The 20,059-nt window shown below is 56.0% G+C and carries 20 protein-coding genes; 8 read left to right on the forward strand and 12 right to left on the reverse strand.

Annotation, left to right across the window (positions count from 1 at the left end; translation table 11 throughout):
- Nucleotides 1-169: 169 nt before the first annotated feature.
- The 6 genes from QQG91_RS09030 to QQG91_RS09055 all read right to left on the reverse strand — a co-directional run bounded on the left by QQG91_RS09030 (nt 170) and on the right by QQG91_RS09055 (nt 5,909).
- Nucleotides 170-1,804, reverse strand: coding sequence for an acyl-CoA synthetase (locus QQG91_RS09030; protein WP_285769899.1), 1,635 nt, complete (start codon nt 1,802-1,804; stop codon nt 170-172).
- Nucleotides 1,801-2,601 carry an enoyl-CoA hydratase gene (locus QQG91_RS09035; protein ID WP_285769900.1) on the reverse strand — a complete coding sequence of 267 codons (801 nt, stop codon included), beginning with the start codon at nt 2,599-2,601 and terminating at the stop codon, nt 1,801-1,803. The genes QQG91_RS09030 and QQG91_RS09035 overlap by 4 nt, the downstream gene beginning before the upstream one ends.
- Nucleotides 2,602-2,657: 56 nt before the next feature.
- A complete protein-coding gene (locus QQG91_RS09040; RefSeq protein WP_285772336.1) occupies nt 2,658-3,800 on the reverse strand; it encodes a glycine cleavage T C-terminal barrel domain-containing protein in 1,143 nt (380 codons plus the stop codon).
- Nucleotides 3,801-3,954: 154 nt separating this feature from the next.
- Nucleotides 3,955-4,437: an Lrp/AsnC family transcriptional regulator gene (locus QQG91_RS09045; protein WP_285769901.1), complete on the reverse strand. Its 483-nt coding sequence runs from the start codon at nt 4,435-4,437 to the stop codon at nt 3,955-3,957.
- Nucleotides 4,438-4,635: 198 nt separating this feature from the next.
- Nucleotides 4,636-5,073: a c-type cytochrome gene (locus tag QQG91_RS09050; protein WP_502881571.1), complete on the reverse strand. Its 438-nt coding sequence runs from the start codon at nt 5,071-5,073 to the stop codon at nt 4,636-4,638.
- Between the two features lie 116 nt (nt 5,074-5,189).
- The gene (locus tag QQG91_RS09055; protein ID WP_285769902.1) at nt 5,190-5,909 is read right to left on the reverse strand and encodes a helix-turn-helix transcriptional regulator; all 720 of its coding nucleotides are present in this window, start codon (nt 5,907-5,909) and stop codon (nt 5,190-5,192) included.
- A 185-nt stretch (nt 5,910-6,094) separates the two neighbouring features.
- Here QQG91_RS09055 and QQG91_RS09060 point away from each other — a divergent pair, with 185 nt between their 5' ends.
- The 6 genes from QQG91_RS09060 (at nt 6,095) to QQG91_RS09085 (ending at nt 12,027) form a co-directional block, all read left to right on the forward strand.
- Nucleotides 6,095-8,998 carry a vWA domain-containing protein gene (locus QQG91_RS09060; protein WP_285769903.1) on the forward strand — a complete coding sequence of 968 codons (2,904 nt, stop codon included), beginning with the start codon at nt 6,095-6,097 and terminating at the stop codon, nt 8,996-8,998.
- A 12-nt stretch (nt 8,999-9,010) separates the two neighbouring features.
- Nucleotides 9,011-9,958, forward strand: a complete 948-nt coding sequence (locus QQG91_RS09065; RefSeq protein ID WP_285769904.1) for a hypothetical protein — start codon at nt 9,011-9,013, stop codon at nt 9,956-9,958.
- Nucleotides 9,959-9,994: 36 nt separating this feature from the next.
- On the forward strand, nt 9,995-10,897 hold the full coding sequence (locus QQG91_RS09070; RefSeq protein WP_285769905.1) for a hypothetical protein: 903 nt from the start codon (nt 9,995-9,997) through the stop codon (nt 10,895-10,897).
- Between the two features lie 347 nt (nt 10,898-11,244).
- The gene (locus tag QQG91_RS09075; RefSeq protein ID WP_285769906.1) at nt 11,245-11,451 is read left to right on the forward strand and encodes a cold-shock protein; all 207 of its coding nucleotides are present in this window, start codon (nt 11,245-11,247) and stop codon (nt 11,449-11,451) included.
- Nucleotides 11,452-11,558: 107 nt separating this feature from the next.
- Nucleotides 11,559-11,816, forward strand: a complete 258-nt coding sequence (locus QQG91_RS09080) for a DUF982 domain-containing protein (protein ID WP_285769907.1) — start codon at nt 11,559-11,561, stop codon at nt 11,814-11,816.
- Between the two features lie 31 nt (nt 11,817-11,847).
- Nucleotides 11,848-12,027, forward strand: a complete 180-nt coding sequence (locus tag QQG91_RS09085) for a hypothetical protein (protein WP_285769908.1) — start codon at nt 11,848-11,850, stop codon at nt 12,025-12,027.
- A 164-nt stretch (nt 12,028-12,191) separates the two neighbouring features.
- Here the strand turns inward: QQG91_RS09085 and QQG91_RS09090 are convergent, their stop codons facing one another.
- The 5 genes from QQG91_RS09090 to QQG91_RS09110 all read right to left on the reverse strand — a co-directional run bounded on the left by QQG91_RS09090 (nt 12,192) and on the right by QQG91_RS09110 (nt 17,359).
- A complete protein-coding gene (locus QQG91_RS09090) occupies nt 12,192-13,160 on the reverse strand; it encodes an endonuclease/exonuclease/phosphatase family protein (RefSeq protein ID WP_352232095.1) in 969 nt (322 codons plus the stop codon).
- Nucleotides 13,161-13,201: 41 nt separating this feature from the next.
- The gene (locus QQG91_RS09095) at nt 13,202-14,239 is read right to left on the reverse strand and encodes an ABC transporter ATP-binding protein (protein WP_285769910.1); all 1,038 of its coding nucleotides are present in this window, start codon (nt 14,237-14,239) and stop codon (nt 13,202-13,204) included.
- Between the two features lie 10 nt (nt 14,240-14,249).
- Nucleotides 14,250-15,101, reverse strand: coding sequence for an ABC transporter permease subunit (locus QQG91_RS09100; protein WP_285769911.1), 852 nt, complete (start codon nt 15,099-15,101; stop codon nt 14,250-14,252).
- An 8-nt stretch (nt 15,102-15,109) separates the two neighbouring features.
- Nucleotides 15,110-15,991 (reverse strand): ABC transporter permease subunit, encoded by an 882-nt coding sequence (locus tag QQG91_RS09105; protein WP_285769912.1) that lies wholly within the window; start codon nt 15,989-15,991, stop codon nt 15,110-15,112.
- A gap of 66 nt (nt 15,992-16,057) precedes the next feature.
- Nucleotides 16,058-17,359, reverse strand: a complete 1,302-nt coding sequence (locus tag QQG91_RS09110; RefSeq protein WP_285769913.1) for an extracellular solute-binding protein — start codon at nt 17,357-17,359, stop codon at nt 16,058-16,060.
- A 198-nt stretch (nt 17,360-17,557) separates the two neighbouring features.
- Between QQG91_RS09110 and QQG91_RS09115 the strand changes: the two genes are divergently transcribed.
- A complete protein-coding gene (locus tag QQG91_RS09115; protein ID WP_285769914.1) occupies nt 17,558-18,550 on the forward strand; it encodes a LacI family DNA-binding transcriptional regulator in 993 nt (330 codons plus the stop codon).
- Nucleotides 18,551-18,789: 239 nt separating this feature from the next.
- On the forward strand, nt 18,790-19,038 hold the full coding sequence (locus QQG91_RS09120) for a hypothetical protein (RefSeq protein ID WP_285769915.1): 249 nt from the start codon (nt 18,790-18,792) through the stop codon (nt 19,036-19,038).
- Between the two features lie 87 nt (nt 19,039-19,125).
- Here the strand turns inward: QQG91_RS09120 and QQG91_RS15560 are convergent, their stop codons facing one another.
- On the reverse strand, nt 19,126-19,971 hold the full coding sequence (locus QQG91_RS15560) for a helix-turn-helix domain-containing protein (RefSeq protein ID WP_352232096.1): 846 nt from the start codon (nt 19,969-19,971) through the stop codon (nt 19,126-19,128).
- Between the last annotated feature and the right edge of the window lie 88 nt (nt 19,972-20,059).

The raw sequence follows: 20,059 nt of genomic DNA on the forward strand, positions 1-20,059 counted from the left end.
GAAGGCGATCAAGAATTAGATGAATAATAGACCGTAAATATCTGAAATATATTCGCTAATATTAAAGGCAATCAGCACTTTCTCACTGAACCGATAAAGCGAGCTGAACCTCGAAGCCAACATATAACGATGTGTTTCGAGCCTTTAGAAGGTTAGATTTCTGCCGCTCTTACAGCTGCTTCGCCTTCTCGCGCAGTTGGAACTTTTGGATCTTGCCCGTGGATGTGCGCGGGATCTCGGTAAAGACGAACCGACCGGGAACCTTATAGGCGGCCAAGTGTTCGCGGCACCATTGGCGCAGGGTCTCGGCTTCGATGCTGCGTCCCGCGACAGGTTCGACAAATGCGCAAGGCGTCTCGCCCCATTTCTCGTGGGGCATGGCGACTACCGCAACGACACTCACATCCGGATGCCGATACACAACTTCCTCGACTTCGATCGAAGAGATATTTTCCCCGCCCGAAATGATGATGTCCTTGGAGCGGTCCTTAAGTTGGATGTAACCGTCGGGATAGCGCACCCCAAGATCGCCCGAATGGAACCATCCGCCCTTGAATGCCTCTTGCGTGGCTTTGGGGTTACGGAAATAGCCCTTCATGACCACATTCCCGCGGAACATCACCTCACCCATCGTTTTGCCATCCCGCGGCACGGGCACGAGGGTTTCGGGATCAAGAACATCAAGCTCTTCGAGCGGGAGATAGCGCACCCCTTGGCGAGATTTGAGCGCGGCTTGCTCGGCTCTCGGTCTTTCCGACCATTCCGCGTGCCAATCGTTGACGACAGCGGGGCCATAGGTCTCGGTTAGGCCATAAAGATGGGTCACCTCGAAGCCAGCATCATTCATATCGGCAAGCAGCTTTTCGGGCGGCGGGGCTGCAGCTGTGAAGAACTGGACCTTGTGATCGAGGCTCCGCTTTTCCTCTTCGGGTGCAGAGATGAGGAGCGACATAACGATTGGGGCACCGCAAAGATGCGAGACCTTCTCTTCTGCGAGGGCCGACCAGATCGGCTCGGCCCGCACCTGACGAAGACACACATGGGTGCCGATGATCGCCGACATCGTCCAGGGGAAACACCAACCATTGCAATGGAACATCGGCAGTGTCCAGAGATAGACCGCGTGCTTCTGCATCGATGTCGTCAATGCATTACCCTGAGCAAGAAGATAGGCCCCACGGTGGTGAGAAACCACACCCTTGGGATCGCCCGTCGTGCCAGATGTGTAGTTGATCGAGATCGCATCCCATTCATCAAGCGGCATAAGCCAATCGAAGGCAGGATCGCCAGACGCGACAAAGGCCTCGTAGTCAAGCACTTGGGTAGCGGGTGTTTCGCCTTTGAATTCGGGATCGTCATACTGGATGACGAGCGGTGTCGCCTTGGCCAGCGCAAGAGCCTCTTGCAACAAAGGCATAAATTCTCGGTCCACAATCACGATCTGCGCCATAGCATGATCGAGCTGGAACGCGATAATCGCCGGATCAAGACGCATGTTGATCGAGTGCAGGACACCGCCGCACATCGGAACACCGTAATGTGCCTCCAACATTGCAGGCGTATTGGCAAGAAGCGCAGAAACCGTATCACCGCGCCCGATACCACGCGCTGCAAGCGCCGAGGCGAGTCGACGTGAACGAGCGTAAAACTCGGCATAACTCCGACGAAGTGCACCGTGCACAATCGCAGTGTGCGCGGGGAAGACGCTTGCCGCCCGCTCGAGAAAGTTCAGCGGGGTCAGCGGCTGGAAATTTGCAGGGGTGCGGTCGAGGTCCTGATTATAGAAGTTTACACGCTCGTTCATTCATCGCCCCATTTGGGTTCGCGCTTTTCAATAAAGGCGCCGATCCCCTCTTCTGCATCTCGGGCCAGCATATTGTTGACCATCACTTCAGAGGCATAGGCATAAGCCTCTCCAAGGGGCATTTCCCTTTGAGTGTAGAACGCTTTTTTGCCTGTCGCCAAAGTCATGCTCGATTTCGACGCGATGGTTTTGGCCCAAGCCGTCGCCGTTTCGCTCAAGGCCTCCGGCGGCACGCAGCGGTTCACAAGCCCCATCTCGGCGGCTCGCTCGGCGCTCACCATCTCGCCCATGAGCAGCATTTCCATCGCGTGCTTGTTGCTCACATTGCGGGACAATGCGACCATCGGGGTCGAGCAGAAGAGCCCGATATGCACACCGGGCGTGCTGAACTTGGCCGTCTCCCCCGCGATAGCAAGATCACAGCTTGCGACCAACTGGCACCCAGCAGCGGTGGCGATCCCTGCGACCTCTGCGATGACGGGCTTTGGACAATTCACGATCGACTGCATCACATTCGCGCACATGCCCATGATCTTGGTGAAATAGGCGCGGCCCCGATCATCAGCGGCCCTGCCCTTTGTCATTTCCTTGAGATCATGCCCTGCACAAAACGCGGGGCCATTGGCTGCCAGAATGACGACCCGCACCTTCGGATCTGCCCCAATCTCGTCAAAGTGACCTTGCAGTTCTGTCAGCATAGATTCTGAAAGCGCGTTGCGGCGGCTGTTGTCGTTCAGGGTCAGTCTAAGCACCCCCTCGGGGGCAAGGTCCCGAAGGACAAGCTGTGTCGTCGTCATATGAGGCTCTTTGCAATCATGGTGGGGCCATAATGACCCCACCAAGGGGAGGTTGATCAAGCGGCCGCGATCGATTTCTTCGGATCGAAGAAAGGACGCTCGCAAATCGTGGCACGCACCGGCCCCGAACGGGTGACAACCTCGACGGCTTTACCAATCTGTGCATGCTCGGTGGCGATCATCGCCAAAGCGATGTTCTGATCGAGACGCGGCGAATACACCGCAGAGGTAACCTTGCCGACCGTCTTGTCACCGACCTTGATCGCCCAGAACGTGGTGTTCGGCCCCTTGAGCGGCTCGCCTTCGATGATGAGACCTACTTGCTTACGCTTGACGCCCTCTTCCTTGATTTTGCGAAGGGCCGCCTTGCCGATGAAGTCGGCTTCCATATCGAGGTTCACCAGTCGGTCGAGGCCAAGCTCGAAGGGGTTTGTGTGGATATCCGCATCCGCATGATAGGAGAGCATGCCCCCTTCGATACGGCGGATCGAGGAAGTGTGACCGGGACGCAGACCGAATGGCATTCCCTCGGCCATGATCTTTTCCCAAAGCGCATCGCCATGGGCACTGTCCCGAAGATAAATCTCATAGCCCAATTCGCTCGACCAGCCTGTGCGCGAGACGATGAGCGGGATACCATCAAGCTCCACTTCGCGCAGCCAGTAGTATTTGAGGTCCAGAATGCTATCGCCAAAGAGCGCACGCATGATCTCGCCCGACTTCGGACCCTGAAGCTGGAGCGGCGAAACATCCGGTTCGCCGATCTTCACGTCAAACCCCGAGTAGACAGCAATACCTTGTGCCCACAAAAGAATGTCGCTGTCTGCCAGCGAGATCCAGAAATGGTCTTCGGCAAGACGCAGAAGAATAGGATCGTTCAGAAGGCCACCTTCGGCGTTGGTGATCAGGATATATTTGCACTGACCGACCGCCATTTTGGACAGATCACGTGGGGTGAGCATCTGAACGAATTTCGCAGCATCTGGCCCTTTGATCTCGACCTGACGCTCGACCGCTACGTCACAAAGGATCGCGTCGTTCACGAGGTTCCAAAAGTTCTGGACCGGATCGCCGAAATCGCGCGGGATATACATGTGGTTATAGACCGAGAACCCACGAGCACCCCAGCGCACCGTGGCATCGAAATAGGGGGACTTGCGGATTTGGGTGCCGAAGCCGAAATCATCAGGTTGCATTATGTCGTCCTTACTCATGGGCGGCGCCATGGCTCGCCCTGTGCTACTAAGGACAATAATTAGCGCCGCATTTTCAGAACCTTGGACTGAAAACAGAGCGGAAAGGCGACTATTCGGGCTGAAGAGATTTTAAAAACCCGACCAAGCGGTCTGCACCCTATCGCGTGACGAGCGTGGTCAGGTTCGGGACGCTCGATTTGATCTGACGGGTCGCGATATAGGTCATATAACGATCCACATCGACACCGACGGAGAAGAGACGGTCCAAAACGTTCTGGAAGGCCACCAGATTGGGTGCCACGACCTTGAGGACATAGTCCATTCCGCCGCCCGTCGCGACGCAATCTATGATTTCGTCCATCGCGTAGATCTGGGCCTCGAACCGTTCAAAATCGGCCTTGCGGTGCGATCCGAGAGAGATCGTCACAACGACCATTGTGAAATCACACAGTTTACTGAGCGCGATATCGCCTCGGTATCCGATGATATATCCTGCGGCCTTGAGCTTGGTCAGCCGCTCCCAACAGGGCGTGGGCGACAAGTTCACCAGCTCGGCCAGTTTGGTCTTGCTCAACTGCCCATGGGACTGCACCGCCGCCAGAATGCGAAGATCAGCGCCATCAAGAGCGAGTTTTTTCATCAGAGCGGTTCCTAGAGGCGGGTCGGAGTAAGGACAATAAGGTAATCCATTACCGAAGAAAGAGAAACTCAGGAAACGACAGCGCCAATGCAAAAGACGGCGAATGCCCCGTAGGATGCAAACATTTGGGAAAAACCCATGCAAACCTGTGCTTTTGGTTCAATCAAACCGCGTCCGTAGGGGGGGGGCCTTGCAACCCTAGTTGATCCCGTTTGCCGCTTGCAGCTCGCGCACATAGGTAACGATGGCATCGACATCGCTGCGTGTCAGACCAGACTGTGGCGGCATATTTCCAAAGGGCCAATGATGAGCTTTGACGCCGTTCTGCACAGCCATTTGGAACGCCATATCGCCATGATGGCTCGGCTCGTAAATGCGATGCACCAAGGGCGGCCCGAACCCCATCCGACCGGTCGCATTGGCACCGTGACAGGTTGAACAGACCGCATCAAAGGCCGTCTTTCCGATCTGCGCTTGAGCAGAGAGTTGTTCGGGCAGTATGACATCCACCAAAGGCGCGCCCTGTTCAGGTGCCGCTGCTTCAGGCGAGGTTGCTTCATTCGCGCTTAGTTTTAGGACCATTACGGAGGTCGCAATTGCTGCAAATGCCGCACCGATCAACATGACTTTCTTCATGGCCATCTCCGATCCCATCTTGGTTTGCCGCCCTCTTTAAATCGAGACGATCGTAAAACGGAAGACCAATAGAAAGCGCAATGACCACGTCTTCACTGAAAAGTGTATGACCTTGGTCAAAGGTGCGAGCCTTCGGACGCGGACATCAAGCTTCGATAGAGTGCCAAAGCTTGATCGCGCGTTGCGGCCCCAAGTTTGGTCCGGGCGTTTCGCAGATGTAGCTCTACAGTGACTGGTGCAAGGCCCAAATCGTGCGCAATCGCCTTGGTTCTCAGGCCACTGGAAAGTCGGTCAAGGCAAGCCCTCTCGCGCGCGGTCAGCTGCCCCAAAAGTGTCGAAGCTGGCGCACCAAGTCTCCCTCGCAAAGCTAAAAGGCCAAGACGGATTTCATGGCCCCGCTCTCGTCTGATCGCTTCGATTTCGGCGCGCGCAAGGGTCGAGCCGACATTCCACGCCTCGCACACCGTCGGGCCCATACGCACCACACAAGAAAATCCTGCGCGGTATCCAGTCTCGGAGGCCGTGTAGATAACCGATTTTTCCGCTGCGGAAAGATAGCTGTAGTCATCAATATAATCGACGCCGGTCCCCAATGGGTCAGGAGTCCGAAGGCAATAGGTCAAAAAGGGGTCATGCCGTTCAAGGCGCTCGTCTTGATAATAGGTCTCGAACGCCCGACCGAGTGTAGTCTGAACTGCGACCTTCCCCGCCCCGTTGATGTCGAGATGCAGAACTCGATCGAAGCCCATCTCTTCGAGCCAACTTGTCGAAGCCTCCCAAAGCCGAGAAGCTTCGGTTTCGCATGCAACCAGATTGGCGAAGTCTTCGGTGCGCATCTTGAACCCCTCCGCAGCCTCACGCGCTGCTCAGCAATCGCGCCTAATGCCCCCCTCGAAAGGCAAAAAAGCCAATACCTCACTAGGGTTGATACCGCGCATCTAAGGTTTTCCATAGGTAGACTGGGCCTTCAATCCTTTTTTTACTGGCCGCGATTTTCCTAAAAGTTGACGGAACAAAATCCATGTCACTCAAGTGCCTTCTGGCTGTGATGGCTCTGACCACGCTCCCCGCAATTTCGATCGCTCAGGAACAGAGCACGATCCTTGTGCTCGACGGGTCTGGCTCGATGTGGGCGGAACTCCCTGAAGGTCGCTCACGGATCGAAGTAGCTCGCGATGTGCTGGTCGATTTTCTGGCCGCGCGCGACCCTGCACAGGATTTGGGCGTGATCGCCTATGGGCATAACCGCAAAAGCGATTGCAGCGATATCGAGACAATAGCCCCAGTCGGTGCGCAAGACCCCCGTCTCCTCGGGCCAAAGCTCATGGGTCTCATGCCGCGCGGCAAGACCCCGCTCGCTGACGCATTGCGCCGTGCTGCTGCCGAGATTCCGAGCACATCAGAAGGCGCCGAGATCGTGCTCGTGACCGATGGGTTAGAGACCTGCGGCGGTGATCCATGCGCCGTGGCGGCGGAATTGGCAGCGAGCGGCGTTCCCCTTCGCGCCCATGTGGTCGGTTTTGGTCTGACCGAAGGTGAAGTGCGTCAGATCGCATGTGTCGCCGAAAAGACAGGAGGAACGGTTTTTTCGACCCAATCGGGGGCCGAATTGGCTGACGCTTTATTACGCACGGCCGCCGCGCCCAGCGCCCCTGCCGCAGTTGGATCGGCTACCATTCATGTGACCATCCGCGCAGACATCGCGGGACGACCCGATCAGGTCAGCTTTACCGCAGTGAGCAAGGCCACGGGCGAAACCCGCGACCTTGGCCTTCTCGACTTTGACACCGCGCAGTATCTCGAAGTCGAGCTTGGCGAAGGGCGCTGGATGATCACCGCCGATGCAGGCGAGGAAGGACGCGGCGAAATCGTGGCGGGCATTGTCTCGGGCGAGAACGCGACGATTTACGTGCCTTTCCAAGGCCTTCTCCCCGGTCTTGATATGCCAGCACCGACAGGGGCTTTCAGGGCAGGCATGAACGGGCTGATCCCCTATCGCATCACCCAAGAGGGGCTGGCAACTGGTGGCGGTGACTTCATCTTCTCGCTCTTGCCCGTTGATGCAACGGATACAGGCGACCGCCTCATCGACTATGCAACGCAAGACAGCACTCTAGGAGGGCATGTCGGGCTCTTTCGGGTTCCGACCGAGCCTGGTCGTTATCTAATTGCCTTCCACCGCAATACCCAGATGCCTATCGACGAGGTGATGCAAAGCTTCGAGATCAACGTCGAGGCACGACCCGAGGTCGGCCTTGTGGCCCCTGCGGCTGTCGCGACTGGCGCCCGCGTGCCCGTAACGATCAAGGGCGGGCTCAGCTACAGCGACCGCGTTGAGATATGGCGCGATGGCGGGCTCTATTCATGGGATCAGAGCCTCTATGTGCAAGACACATTCGACACCGAATACGGCCCCGCCAAGCCGCTTCTGGCCCCGATGGAGGCAGGTGAATACGAGCTTGTCTACATCTTTGCCGATCTCGATGGCGAAGATGCCATCGCCGCCCGTCAGCCTTTGACTGTTGGTGAGGTGGTCGATTTCGACGAGGCGGCCCTTGCACCTGAAAATTCCGACGTCGAAGTGGCAAACGCGGCAACAGATGTAGCACCGAGCGACGTCTCCACTTTGGGCGAGGATGTCGGCTATGCCTGTCCCGCGAACAATGGTGTTCCTTGCATTTTCGATGACGAGGCCACGGGGCTCTTGTTCGCGCTCCCCCCTGGATGGTTCACCGATTTTCCGACGCGGACAAGTGCCACCGCAGGCGACCAGAGCACGGACGGTCCCGCGCGGATCAGCTTTTTCAGCTCTTCCGAACCCTACCCCGACACGATCGTCCTGAACCCCCATCAATGGACCGAGATGAACGGCCCATGCCTTGAGGTGCAAGCAGGTCAACTTTGTTATTTCGATCCATCCACCGAAGAGCTGGAGCGCGGCATCGAAGTTCTGACCCGCGCGCTGCATGATAGGCGTCCCGCCCCAAAGGCCGCCGTTCCTTCACCTGAAGACGCGTTGAAGCAGGCCGTGGCGGAGCTTGCCAAGACCGATCCAGCGGCTGCGGCCGCGATGGAAGGTCTCTTGGGTGCGGCCAACGGCAGTGGCGGCATGCCCGATCTCGGCGCGATGCTCGGAGGCGCGATCGGCCAAGCCTTCCAGCAACCCGACGCTGATGGCCACGGACCAGATGCAGGCGGAATGGGCGAGCGCGCTTGGTCCGACTATCCCCATCGCTGCCTCCCCGAGGATCAAACCACCGAGTTTTGCGACATGCGTGACGCGGCGACAGGGCTCTTTTTCCATCTGCCTGAAACATGGGTGGCCGAGGTGACTTCGGGTGGCTCTCGCCCTGTGGCCGATTTCTTCGAAGTTGCCTCAGGAGCAAATCGCATCGCCCTGAATCCCATCGATTGGCCAGATGCAGAGCGCGCCTGCGAATTGACCCGTGTCGGCGATCTCTGCCGTGATCCCGATATCAATGAGCCCGCGCTCGCCCGCGCCTTTGATACGCTGCGCGCCACGCTCACGACGGGGAACGTTCTGCGCCGCTGCGGCGACGAGCCTTGCACTTTTGCACATCCCAATCCGCCTCTGTCTGGCACCCTCCCCCCGCTTTGGTCGGTCGAGGTCGGCCGCACTCTTCCTGACGGACGCATCGCGACCTGGTTTTGGGACATGGACCGAAATGGCAACTTCAAGCTCCTTGGGCTCAACCAATCGGGTGGAGAGGACTGTTTCGACCTGCAACCCGGCGACCAGATTTGCAGCTTCACCCCCTATATCAGCGATGAGGTAATCAGCCTGATCGCGACGATGCTCGTGCCGCCGTCTCCCGAGATGCGTGGCGCCTTGGCCCAAGATGCCGACGTCACACTCGACGACCAAAACCTGCAGGCGCTCGACGCGCTGCTCAATGCCCGCTGAGAGGAGGCCAAGATGCTTCGTTCCAACACTCTTTCCGCCGCCGCGCTTCTCTTGGGCGTTTTGCCCGCCGCGACTTTGGCTCAGGACGCGTCTTTCGATCCCGCCCAGTGCCCTGCGCCGATCCTCGTCGTGGAAAACGGCGACGCGACCCTGATTTATGACGCCGAAATCGGAGCCACCGTGCCTGCGCGCGATGGCCTCGTCCCACTCGTCAATCGCGATACAGGCAAGGTTTGGTATTACAATACGACGGAAACATCGCTCTACGACATCCTGACCCTGCACGGCACTTGGATCAGAAAAACTGTTGGCCCAGATGAATGCATCATCACCGCGGCAGGCTTCCCCGATCCAACGAGACGCACCCAAGATATCTTGAGGAAGCTCGCAGACGTTTCGGTCTCCATTCCGAGCGGTGGAAGCGGCGGCAGCAGCGGCAAAGACGCCGATCCCAACGCACCCAAAAGGCAAGACGCCCCGAAAGCTCCCGACGGATTGTCGGGCGCGGCCTGCGAAGGTGGTCCCCTGAATGGGACATGGGTTGCCGAGATCGGTGCAACTTCGATCGAAGGGTGCCCCGCCATGATGCAACAGGCCTTTGCCCAAATAGCGGGCCAACTTCCAGGGCCGAGCGCCCAGCCCGGCCAACTTGAATTCGCCTGCCCCTTCCATCCCGACACGCTCGAGCTGTCACGCACGGCACGGGTAGGCTGGACCGCCACAGGCGACGGCCAATGGACCACGACCGACCTTGCCGCCGAGCAATTCGCACAAATCCCAAACGGTGAAGGTGGCGGCTCGCATATCCGTTGGGATCTGACCCTTGTCTCGCCCGAGGAAATCGAGTTCCGCCGCAGCATCGAGATCATCCTCCCCGAAACCGCGGCCGCTGTTATGGGCATGACGAGCGAGGGTTGCCGCATCGTTGGCACCGACCGTTGGCTGCGTGTCGGGGACTGATCCCGGACGCCGCTTCGCACCACTTGAGAGAACCAGATGATCAGTAAATCCCGACTACTCGCCCTACCCTTCACCCTCTTGGCCGCAGCAAGCCAAGCCGCACCGCTCCCCATATGCCCGGGCGTATATGAGGCCAGCTGGGGCAATGTCACCCTTTCCGCAGATGGAACGGTAACTCTTGCAGGCACGCCGGGAACCACTCGCCTCACCCTATCGGTGCAGGACTGCGATACCGCGACGCTCGAAGGGGATGGGCAGCGCATGACGCTGGTGCGGCGCGGCGCCGATTATTTCCAAGGAGAAATCAACGGCGGTGGCGCCCATCGTATCTTCGATATCCATTTCACTACTCCTGCCCAAGCAATCGCCTTGATAACCGCTCAGGGTGGCGGGCTTCAGGGGCAACGCGGAATGTCGCTTCGCCTGATCGAAGCGAGCGCGACGCTTGCCCCCAGCTGCTCGCAAAGCACCACAGAGGAAGGCCCGCTTTCTCGTGATGCAGAAGCCGCGATGCTCTGGGCCGAAGCGCGCGGGCTTGCCCCTGCTTCCGGCTATGACATTGGCGATTACATCACCGCAGAGGCTACCTATGACCCGCGCCGTGATGTGGTTGCACACCGCGTGAGCTTTGATTTGGGTCTCTCTGGCGAAATCCTCCCCCAGCCTGATGCGGAGGAGCGCACCGCGGCATTCTGTGACCCCGACCTTTTCCTTAATCCGCTGCGATACCTTCTGAACTTCAAAATCTTCGACCTTGCACCTGGGGTGACCGTATTCGCCCAGATCATCGATATCGAAACCGGCAAGATCACCGCTCAGGCCGAAGGACGGGCCGATGGCACCGATGCCGCCGCAGTTGCCCAAGCCATGACCCGCGCAAGCGAGGACCTTGGTGCCCAACCGCTCGGACCGATGACAAGCGGCCTCACCCGCCGCTAGCTAAAACAATCGGGCGGAGAGGTCCAAGGTGAACACTTGCGCTCTTCAAAGGTAGACCCATTTTAAGATCGCTGCCGCAAACAGAATTCGGAACCACGTTTTCAATCGAGGATTTCTTTAAGCAGTTCATCTAAAAATCTGGAATGTAGGCGAAATATTTCACCAAACGAGACGCTTTGGTAAATTACCCCCGAAGAGACTTGTATATAGAGCGAAATGGACCTATGTACGGGATGCTAAGCTTCTTCCTACGTTCTTCTGTCTCCTTACGGCCCCAGTTGTTCATATGTCGACACTGAGCCGAGCTATCGCGTTTTGCGGATGGCATTTTTATAGGAGATAACACGATGGCCAATGGCACCGTGAAGTGGTTCAACTCTACAAAGGGTTTTGGTTTTATTGCTCCCGAGCATGGTTCTAAGGACATTTTTGTCCATATTTCCGCTGTGGAACGCGCGGGCATCCGCGAGCTCAAGGACGGTCAAGCAGTAACGTTTGACGTCGAGAGCGGTCGCGACGGACGCGAGTCCGCGAGCAATCTCGCTCTTGCCTAATCTCCAGTAGGCAGACCTAGAGAGAGCGTCACTTATGATGCTCTCTCTCCTCGCGCCTCGGGAAATGTTCCGATGGACGCGACACTCATCTCATTGAAAGTATTAACTTGATAGAAATCTTCTGGGGCGAACCCATGACGATCTTTCTGCCGTGCGAAGGCAGGGCAAAGAAAATCTCGACAATCGAACAAGCAAATCATTGGCTCAAGCGCGCTTGGCCTGTGTCGGATCACAACCGCGACGATGCACTCATAAAAATCAGTGAGGCCATGGACTGTTTGGTTCCTGTCAGCGCAGCACGTGAAGCGTTCCTCGTGGCGGTCGGAACCGCTGGTTTTCAAACGGATATTCCCACAGCGGCCTGAGCTGCTGGCGCGCGACGAAAGGACCTTGACCATGAGCAAACCGAATGCCGATGCATTGAACTTTCCCGGCCTTCAGCGCAAGGAAACCGCGATGGATAGAACGACCCGCGCTGCGCGGGAGATCATCGAAGACGAGACCGAATTGCGCCGCATCAAGAACGAGCGCCTCAAACAGTCTCGTCTCCAAAACGAAAGCCAGGAAAAAAAGTAAGGGGTGGAAAGGGCAAGTGCACTTCAGCCTTTGACCGCCACTTAACCTTTGCTCAAAGTCGTAGGCATTGACCTCGAACATCGGAGGATAACTCGCGAAGTTCCCTACGCTAGGCTTTTGAGCGCAAAGTCGGGTATTCTTCCGCGAATAGCCCTTGAAGTGCCTTATCCCGCAATAGTGGTGTCAAATTCGCATGACATGACGATCAGATCATGGTCCGAAAGCGGCAAATCTCCGGACACCGAAGAAACGATACGAGGCACTTTTGCCTGTAAACCTCGACACGCAAACCAATCGAGTTTCATCGTTCGATCAGGATGCCGTGTGATAAGACTGGGCCGAGTGGACATCCCTTTCGCAGTCCCATCCCACGAGTAGCCCCGCTTTTCTGCTGCTTGAAACAAGGTCTCGGATTTCCAATCGAAATCAGGCGGCAAATGGTTGCCCGTATTTAAATCCCCTCCAATCACCACCGGAAAACCGGGCGCAAATAGATCAACAGCATCCATCAATGCTTCGAATTGTATTGCCCGATGGTGAGCCCCTGCATTGCTCTCAAGATGAGTAGAGACGACACAAAGTGGCCCCTTCTTCGTTTCTACCTCTGCCAAGAGCGCCATACGGCCACCGATACGAGGCTGCTCGGGATCTGCGCAATAGTCCGTGGCGAACCAGTGGCCATGATCATCTAGCCGCACTAAAGCGACCCGACCAAGCGGGATTGAAGACAAAATCGCATTGCCATGCCAACCACGGGCGTTTTCGCTGTCTTTACACAAGTCGCGTTCGGTCAAGCTCCCGAGACCAAGCTCAAAGAACTCGACGCCAAAAACGTATTCCATTCCCAGATGCCGCGCGACTTCTTCGGCCGTATGGCGTTGACCTGTGCGCGCCATGCCGTGATCGACTTCAGAGAGCAGAACAACCGAAGCTTTGACTTGTTCGAGCTTTTCTGCGGTTTCCTTGGGAAAGAGACACCGTTCTACATTCCACGCGGCAATCGTCATCGGCTCAGGGGCCATTTTGCCAAGAGCGGCGCCTCCTTTTTGAACAAGATGCATCGCATCAGTTTTGGCAAAGAGTGCGCGGTGCGCTTCGACGGTGCGCGGCGCAGCAATGATCTCGCGTCGCAAGTCCGATGACACAAGAGGAAGAACGTCGGTTGTCTGAGTAATCATAGACGTCGCCCTGACATGGGATCGAAAAACGAAACTAGTTCCGGAGCTATTGCGACCCGAAGCGGCCCTGTCCCGATCGCAAGCTCTTTACCCACGCTCACCAAAACAGGTTGGTCATCCCAAACAGCATGGAGGATCCTATGTGCTCCAAGCTCTTCGATAAGGCTCACATGAATTTCGAACGGGCCACTTTCACTTGGCCGAATATCTTCAGGGCGAATACCAAGCGTCACGGAACCCTGCCCCGCGCTGTTCGCAACAACTTGACCTCCAATTCGCGCGACACCTTCTTGGATGTTAGCATTGAGCAAATTCATAGGCGGAGCACCCATGAATGAAGCGACAAAGGTAGAAGCGGGCGAATGATAGACTTCGTTCGGGGTGCCAATTTGCTCGATCTTGCCACCATTCATTACGATGATGCGGTCGGCCATCGTCATTGCCTCGACCTGATCGTGGGTCACATAGACCGAGGTGACACCGAGCCTTCGCTGGAGCGCCTTGATCTCGATGCGCATTTGATTGCGCAGCTTGGCATCAAGGTTTGACAAAGGCTCGTCAAAGAGAAAAAGAGACGGGTCGCGCACAATCGCACGGCCCATAGCGACACGTTGGCGCTGTCCCCCCGAAAGCTGGCTTGGCTTGCGGTCAAGGTAATCGCTCAGGTTCAAAAGGTTTGCGGCGTCTTCTACCTTTTGCGCGATGACATCTTTGGCGATTTTGCGGTTCTTGAGACCATAGCCGATATTCTTGCGCACCGTCATATGCGGATAGAGCGCGTAGTTCTGGAACACCATTGCGATATCGCGGTCTGCGGGATCGACAGTATTCACGATGCGGTCGCCGATATACAAATCCCCTTCTGTGATATCTTCGAGCCCTGCAATCATGCGCAGCATCGTGGATTTGCCGCAGCCCGAAGGCCCGACGAGCACAACAAACTCGCCCTTTTCGATCGTAAAGCTCGCAGGCTTCACAGCCTCGAACCCATTGGGATAGACTTTGCGAAGAGTGTTTAGAATGACCTGAGCCATGCTGAGTTCCTTACTTATCGGATTCCGTCAGGCCCTTCACGAACCAGCTCTGGAAGAAAATGACGATGAGAACGGGCGGAAGGATCGCGATGATCTGGAGGATGTTCGATTTGCCGTATTCGGGAAGGTTCGTGCCTTCGAGCGTTTGGGTAATTTGCTTGATCCCACGCACGAGTGTGAACATGCCCTCATCGGTAGTGATCATCGTCGGCCAAAGATATTGGTTCCAGCCGTAGACGAACATGATAATGAACATTGCGGCGATCATGGTGCGGGACAAAGGCACCAGAATGTCGATGAAGAATTTCACCGGCCCTGCCCCGTCAATGCGTGCGGCCTCGATCAGTTCTTCGGGAACCGACCGGAAGAACTGCCTAAAAAAGAACGTCGCAGTGGCCGAGGCGATGAGCGGAATGATCAGCCCTTGATATGTGTTGAGCATCCCTAGTTTTTGAACGATCTCGTAGGACGGAAGAATCCGCACTTCGAGCGGCAAAAGAAGCGTGGTGAAAATGATCCAGAATGCCAAAGTCGCGAACCTAAGGCGAAAATAAACGATGGCATAAGCAGCCATCATACCGATCACGATTTTGCCGACGGCGAAACCAAAGCCTAGGATCATCGAGTTGTAGAGCATCCGAAGCCCCGTGTTTTCTCCGCTGAAACCCGAAGCCTCGAACATTGCCTTTTCAAAGTTGATCGGAATTTGATCACCAAAGACCAGCCCCGGCCCATTCCGCATGGTCTCCAGATCGGTGGTCGAGGCCATCTGCAAAAGCATGAGCACGGGAAGGATCATGACCAACGAGCCAAGGATCAGGATCACATGATCGACAAGCGTGGAAAATTTGAAGAGTTTCATCGTCTGCCTCACGTGTAGTGGATGCGGCGTTCCACCATTCGGAACTGGAAAACGGTCAAGGCAAGAACAAGCACCATTAGAACGACGGACTGCGCCGAAGAGCCACCAAGATCATTGCCGCGAAAGCCGTCGACATAAACGCGGTAAACCAGCGTCATCGGATTATTGCTCGGTTCGCCTTTGACCACGGTGTCGATGATCCCGAAGGTGTCGAAGAGCGCGTAGGTGATATTGATGATCAAAAGGAAAAAGGCCGTCGGCGCCAGAAGCGGGAAAGTCACATCCCAAAACCGCCCGAAGCCAGAGCGATTGTCGATCAAAGCGGCTTCGCGCACAGATTTAGGAATGGACTGAAGACCCGACAGAAAGAAAATGAAATTCACCGGCAATTGTTTCCAGACTGCGACGGTGATCATCGCGAAAGCGGTGTCGAAATAATTGACCCCAAGTCTGAAATCCCAGCCGAACAGCCCAAAGAATTCCTTGAGAGGGCCCCATGTCTGATCAAAAAGAACAAGCCCAATAACGCCTGCAACGGGTGGCGCCACCGCATAGACCCACATCAAGAGCGTGCGATAGGTCTTTGCCCCCTTGATCACCTTGTCGGCTTTGACCGCCAGTAAAAGAGCGATCGAGAGGGACAGGACCGTCACCAGAAGGGTGAAAATGACTGTGAATTCAGCTGACCGCAAATAAGCGGAGGAGGTCAACAAGGCCGCATAGTTTTTTGCCCCAACAAAAGTCTCGCCGAACCCGAAGGGGTCCTGAAGATAAAAGGACGACTTCACGGCATGGGCCGCCGGCCAGTAAAAGAAAACAAGGATGATCGAGAGCTGCGGGAGCAGCAAAAGTATCGGCAACCACCTTGTCGAAAAACCTGCGCGTTTCATGAGACCCCCGAAAGGTAGGTCCGGCGACCTAGTGCAACGGTCGCCGGACCAGATGGATTGAAGCGATTAACCTTGGGTCATCGCAAAGCGCGAGAGAAGTTCGTTCGCCTCGGTTTCGATGGTTGCGAAGGCATCATCTACCGAAGTTTCACCAGTCAGGATGCGACCAAACTCGCGGTTCATCACGTCACGGATTTGGACGTAAAATCCCATGCGATAGCCCTTGGTGTTTTCGCCCGAAGGCAGCGAAAGCTGCTGAATACCAACCTCGGCAGCGGGGAACCGGTCATAGTGGCCATCAGCCTTTGCCATTTCGTAAGCGGCCGTGGTGATCGGCACATAGCCCGTCTCGCGGTGCCACATGTATTGCACCTCGGGCGAGGTCAGATACTGGAAGAATGCAGCCGTTGCCGCGTTTTCCTCATCTGACTGTCCAGACATCGCAAAGAGCGATGCACCGCCGATAAAGGTTTGGGTCGGCTCGCTCGTCACCGCTTCCCAATAGGGCAAGTATGTAGCCGAGAATTCGAACGGAAGGTCTTTTTGCATCAGACCACCGAAGGACCCCGAAGACCCCATCCAGATCGCGACCTTACCTTCTTCAAAGGGCGCCTGGTTATCGTCCCAAGAAGCGCCATACCAAGCGTAGTATCCCTCATCGAGCCATTCCTTGACGTTCGACCAGTGCATTTTCAACTCATCCGAGTTCACAAGGATCTTGGTATCGACGCCAGTATAGCCGTTGTCATTCGTGGCAAACGGGAGGTTGTGGCGGGACATAAAGTTTTCGACCCAGATCCACGGCGAATGCGACTGGGCAAGCGGGATGTAACCAGCAGCCTTGAGCGCGGGTGCAGTTACGGTTTCAAACTCTTCCCAAGTCTTGGGGGCTTCAACACCGGCAGCGGCAAGAGCATCCACGTTGAAATACATGATGGGCGAGGAGGAGTTGAAGGGCATCCCGATCATCTTGCCATCGGCATCCGCATAGAAATAGCGAACCCCCGAGATGTAGTCATTGATGTCGAAGTCAACGCCGTTTGCCTCAAGAAGGTCCTGCACGGGAACGGTTGCACCCTTGGCACCGATCACGGTAGCGGCGCCGGCATCGAAGACCTGCATGATATTAGGCTGCTCACCGGCACGGAAAGCCGCGATTCCAGCAGTCAGGGTCTCTTCATAGGAACCCTTGAAAACGGGTGTGATTGTATAGTCGTCTTGGCTCGCGTTAAAGTCGGAAGCAATTTGATTGACGGTCTCGCCGAGCGCACCGCCCATCGCGTGCCACCACGTGATCTCGGTTTCAGCGAAAGCGGTGTTGGCAACCAATGCAAGAGCGGCAGCCGAAACAAAGGACAGATGTTTCATTTTCATTCTCCAGTCAAAGCCCACGGGCCTCAGGATCAAAAACGCCCTCGAAACGGGACGCCAAAATGGATGCCAACCTTTTCGATCGGCGCTTTTGCCAGAGGGTTTCGCAAGTTTGATTCCACTTGCGCGCCTTCTGCACACGTGTTCACATATCGATGTTGTGTAACGCCCAAGTGACGTGGAGTGCATTTTTTTATGAATGGTCAAAAACGCAGGATCACAGCAGCCGACATTGCGAGACTAGCAGGGGTATCGCGGTCGGCAGTCTCGCGGGCGTTTACCGAAGGCGCGTATCTCGATGCCGCCAAAAAGACCCGCATTCTCGAAGCCTCTGAGGAATTAGGCTATCGCCCCAATGCGCTAGCGGCGAGTTTGCAGGGCGCGGGTTCGAACCTTGTTGCAATATTTGTCGGAGATATGCCGAACCATTACGACAAAGAAGTCGCGACCGCATTGATCAATGGCCTCAATATCGCGGGCAAATGGCCAATCGTTATCGGAGGATCGGGAGAGCCCGCACAATCGGCGATCCAAAACGTTCTTTGCTATCCGCTCGAGTCAATGATCCTGCGTTCGGGCAGCCTTGGGGCAGATGTGGTCTCGTCCTGCCTCAAGCTCGGCATTCCTGTGATTTCTTCGGGACGGATCGTAGAAGGCCCGACTGTAGACAACATTTGCCTCAGAAATTCGGAAGCAATGGCAAAGCTCACCCGTCTCCTACTTGAACAAGGCCGAAAAAAATTTGCTTATCTATCAGGTCCCGAGGCTTACTGGTCCACAGGCGAGCGCTTTCGCGGGTTTGAAGCAGCATTGGGAGAAGCAAACCTTCTCCCTGTTGCGACGCTTTTCGGAGATTACTCAGTTCAGAGCGGCTACGACGCTGTTAAATCACTCGCTCTCACCGGAGAGATCGACGCGTTAGTCTGTGCCAATGATGCGATGGCAATCGGAGCGCTCATGTATCTTCGCGAGAACGGGGTAGATGTGCCAGCCGACATCGCCGTCACAGGCTTTGATGACAGCTCGATGGCATCATGGCCAAGTATTGGATTAACCACTGTCCATAACCCAATCGGCTCTTTGGTCGAGGGCACTATCGACCTTTTATCAAAGCGCCAAGCCGATCCAGATAGTCCAGGGCGAACCAAATGGATTGACGCCGAATTGGTGCTTAGAACGACCCATTGATGCAACGAAATAGACCAACAGTTCCTGCCAGCCCAAGCAACACATTGTTCGTTGCGTTGAAGCAGGCTCTTGGATCTTATTGACCAAGAGCCGCTACGCCCCGCCATTCACGAAGCCTGAATAGCAGGACAATACCATTTACGAAGGCACACAAACGTCTCGCGTAAAAGTCGTTGTCTTCTATAGGACGATCGAAAAACCTTTCCTCAGTTCAACCCAAACGGAAGGGCAAACATCAAATGGCAACGTTCATAGACACCCTGCAAGATCGAATTGACCAACTGGCGCGAGAGGTCATGGGCCAGAACATCAGCAGCAAAGGACTTCGGAAATTTCGCGTGCTTCTAGGTGTTTTGGTTATCATCATCGCGAACGTCTGGCTCGGAGGTATCATCGGACATGGTATCGCGGCGCTCCTTGGCGTCGCGCTTTACCTGATCGTCATTCACGGACAAGGAATCCGATCAGAGGAACACGCAGGTTCTTGAAAATAACCTGAGCAGGCCTTTGCTCCTGCGGCGCTCCTGTTAAGTGGGGATGGTCACCGATCATCCTCGCCCGCCCATGGGGACAATCTAGAACCTCTCTCGAAGGAGGCGATAGCACCAAAAGGACTCTTTTGTCGCGATAGCCTTGTTGAGTTGCGCAGGGGAAAGCCCCGTGGCGCGGTGGACCGCTCGGCCCATATGGGACTGATCCGAGTATCCTGCATCTATCGCGATGTTGGCCAGTGACTGATCAGCGTTTTTTGTTGCGTGCTCGTGAAGTCTCTCGAACTTGGAATAAAAGGCCAAACTACTTCGCGTCTGCCCCGAAGAGCAGCGGACTTTTCGTTCAAGGCTCCGAATTCCTCTGCCCGTTCCGGAGAGGGCCGCGCGTGTGACCACAAATCTCGACCATTCCGCGATACGGCTGCCGTGCAACAGACCGTGGGGCCGGACAACGTTCCACGCTTCATCAAGGATGGCGCAAAATGTCTCCCATCCTTGATTGATGTTTTTCTCCGCTTCAAATCGCTCAAACGCCGATTTGAATACGGGCGGCATCGTGCTGGTATTGGCCACTCCACTCAAAAGACGCCAGGCATCGGGAAAAACTCCGACCGTGAGGGCTACGATGCTCTCGTCCGACCAACTTGTCGTGGGGGTGTCTTGCGGTGGCAAAATTGAAAGAGGCGGTAGGATCGGTGACTTCGGTCCACAGCGCCAATCGGCGCCCGGAGGCAACAGCCGAAGCCTCCCCTGCAAAGTGAAGGTCACGGAAACAAGCGGAGACGCTGGAAAATGGTTCAGCCTGTCTTCCACCGACAACTCCACCCCGCGCGTGTCGCGGTAAATACCCGCCAGAATACAGCCCGAAAGGCTCTGGGGCGGGAGAAACAGCTTTGAAATGGGGGACATGGCGGGCTCCCTTTGACGCATTCATTCTATACTCCCCCCTCATCCCAAGGCAACGAAGCGCAAACAGCCAAAGGGAATGATCATGGTCAAAATCGTCTATTCGGGTCCG

The sequence above is a fragment of the Marivivens sp. LCG002 genome (assembly GCF_030264275.1).
In the GTDB taxonomy this organism is placed as follows: domain Bacteria; phylum Pseudomonadota; class Alphaproteobacteria; order Rhodobacterales; family Rhodobacteraceae; genus Marivivens.

What these genes read in the sequence shown, in the direction of transcription:
- QQG91_RS09035 (WP_285769900.1), bottom strand. Translation starts at nt 2,601, where the DNA reads ATGACGACGACACAGCTTGTCCTTCGGGACCTTGCCCCCGAGGGGGTG.
- QQG91_RS15560 (WP_352232096.1), bottom strand. Translation starts at nt 19,971, where the DNA reads ATGCGTCAAAGGGAGCCCGCCATGTCCCCCATTTCAAAGCTGTTTCTC.
- QQG91_RS09075 (WP_285769906.1), top strand. Translation starts at nt 11,245, where the DNA reads ATGGCCAATGGCACCGTGAAGTGGTTCAACTCTACAAAGGGTTTTGGT.
- QQG91_RS09030 (WP_285769899.1), bottom strand. Translation starts at nt 1,804, where the DNA reads ATGAACGAGCGTGTAAACTTCTATAATCAGGACCTCGACCGCACCCCT.
- QQG91_RS09120 (WP_285769915.1), top strand. Translation starts at nt 18,790, where the DNA reads ATGGCAACGTTCATAGACACCCTGCAAGATCGAATTGACCAACTGGCG.
- QQG91_RS09060 (WP_285769903.1), top strand. Translation starts at nt 6,095, where the DNA reads ATGTCACTCAAGTGCCTTCTGGCTGTGATGGCTCTGACCACGCTCCCC.
- QQG91_RS09055 (WP_285769902.1), bottom strand. Translation starts at nt 5,909, where the DNA reads ATGCGCACCGAAGACTTCGCCAATCTGGTTGCATGCGAAACCGAAGCT.
- QQG91_RS09100 (WP_285769911.1), bottom strand. Translation starts at nt 15,101, where the DNA reads ATGAAACTCTTCAAATTTTCCACGCTTGTCGATCATGTGATCCTGATC.
- QQG91_RS09095 (WP_285769910.1), bottom strand. Translation starts at nt 14,239, where the DNA reads ATGGCTCAGGTCATTCTAAACACTCTTCGCAAAGTCTATCCCAATGGG.
- QQG91_RS09085 (WP_285769908.1), top strand. Translation starts at nt 11,848, where the DNA reads ATGAGCAAACCGAATGCCGATGCATTGAACTTTCCCGGCCTTCAGCGC.
- QQG91_RS09045 (WP_285769901.1), bottom strand. Translation starts at nt 4,437, where the DNA reads ATGAAAAAACTCGCTCTTGATGGCGCTGATCTTCGCATTCTGGCGGCG.
- QQG91_RS09050 (WP_502881571.1), bottom strand. Translation starts at nt 5,073, where the DNA reads ATGAAGAAAGTCATGTTGATCGGTGCGGCATTTGCAGCAATTGCGACC.
- QQG91_RS09110 (WP_285769913.1), bottom strand. Translation starts at nt 17,359, where the DNA reads ATGAAACATCTGTCCTTTGTTTCGGCTGCCGCTCTTGCATTGGTTGCC.
- QQG91_RS09070 (WP_285769905.1), top strand. Translation starts at nt 9,995, where the DNA reads ATGATCAGTAAATCCCGACTACTCGCCCTACCCTTCACCCTCTTGGCC.
- QQG91_RS09105 (WP_285769912.1), bottom strand. Translation starts at nt 15,991, where the DNA reads ATGAAACGCGCAGGTTTTTCGACAAGGTGGTTGCCGATACTTTTGCTG.
- QQG91_RS09065 (WP_285769904.1), top strand. Translation starts at nt 9,011, where the DNA reads ATGCTTCGTTCCAACACTCTTTCCGCCGCCGCGCTTCTCTTGGGCGTT.
- QQG91_RS09115 (WP_285769914.1), top strand. Translation starts at nt 17,558, where the DNA reads ATGAATGGTCAAAAACGCAGGATCACAGCAGCCGACATTGCGAGACTA.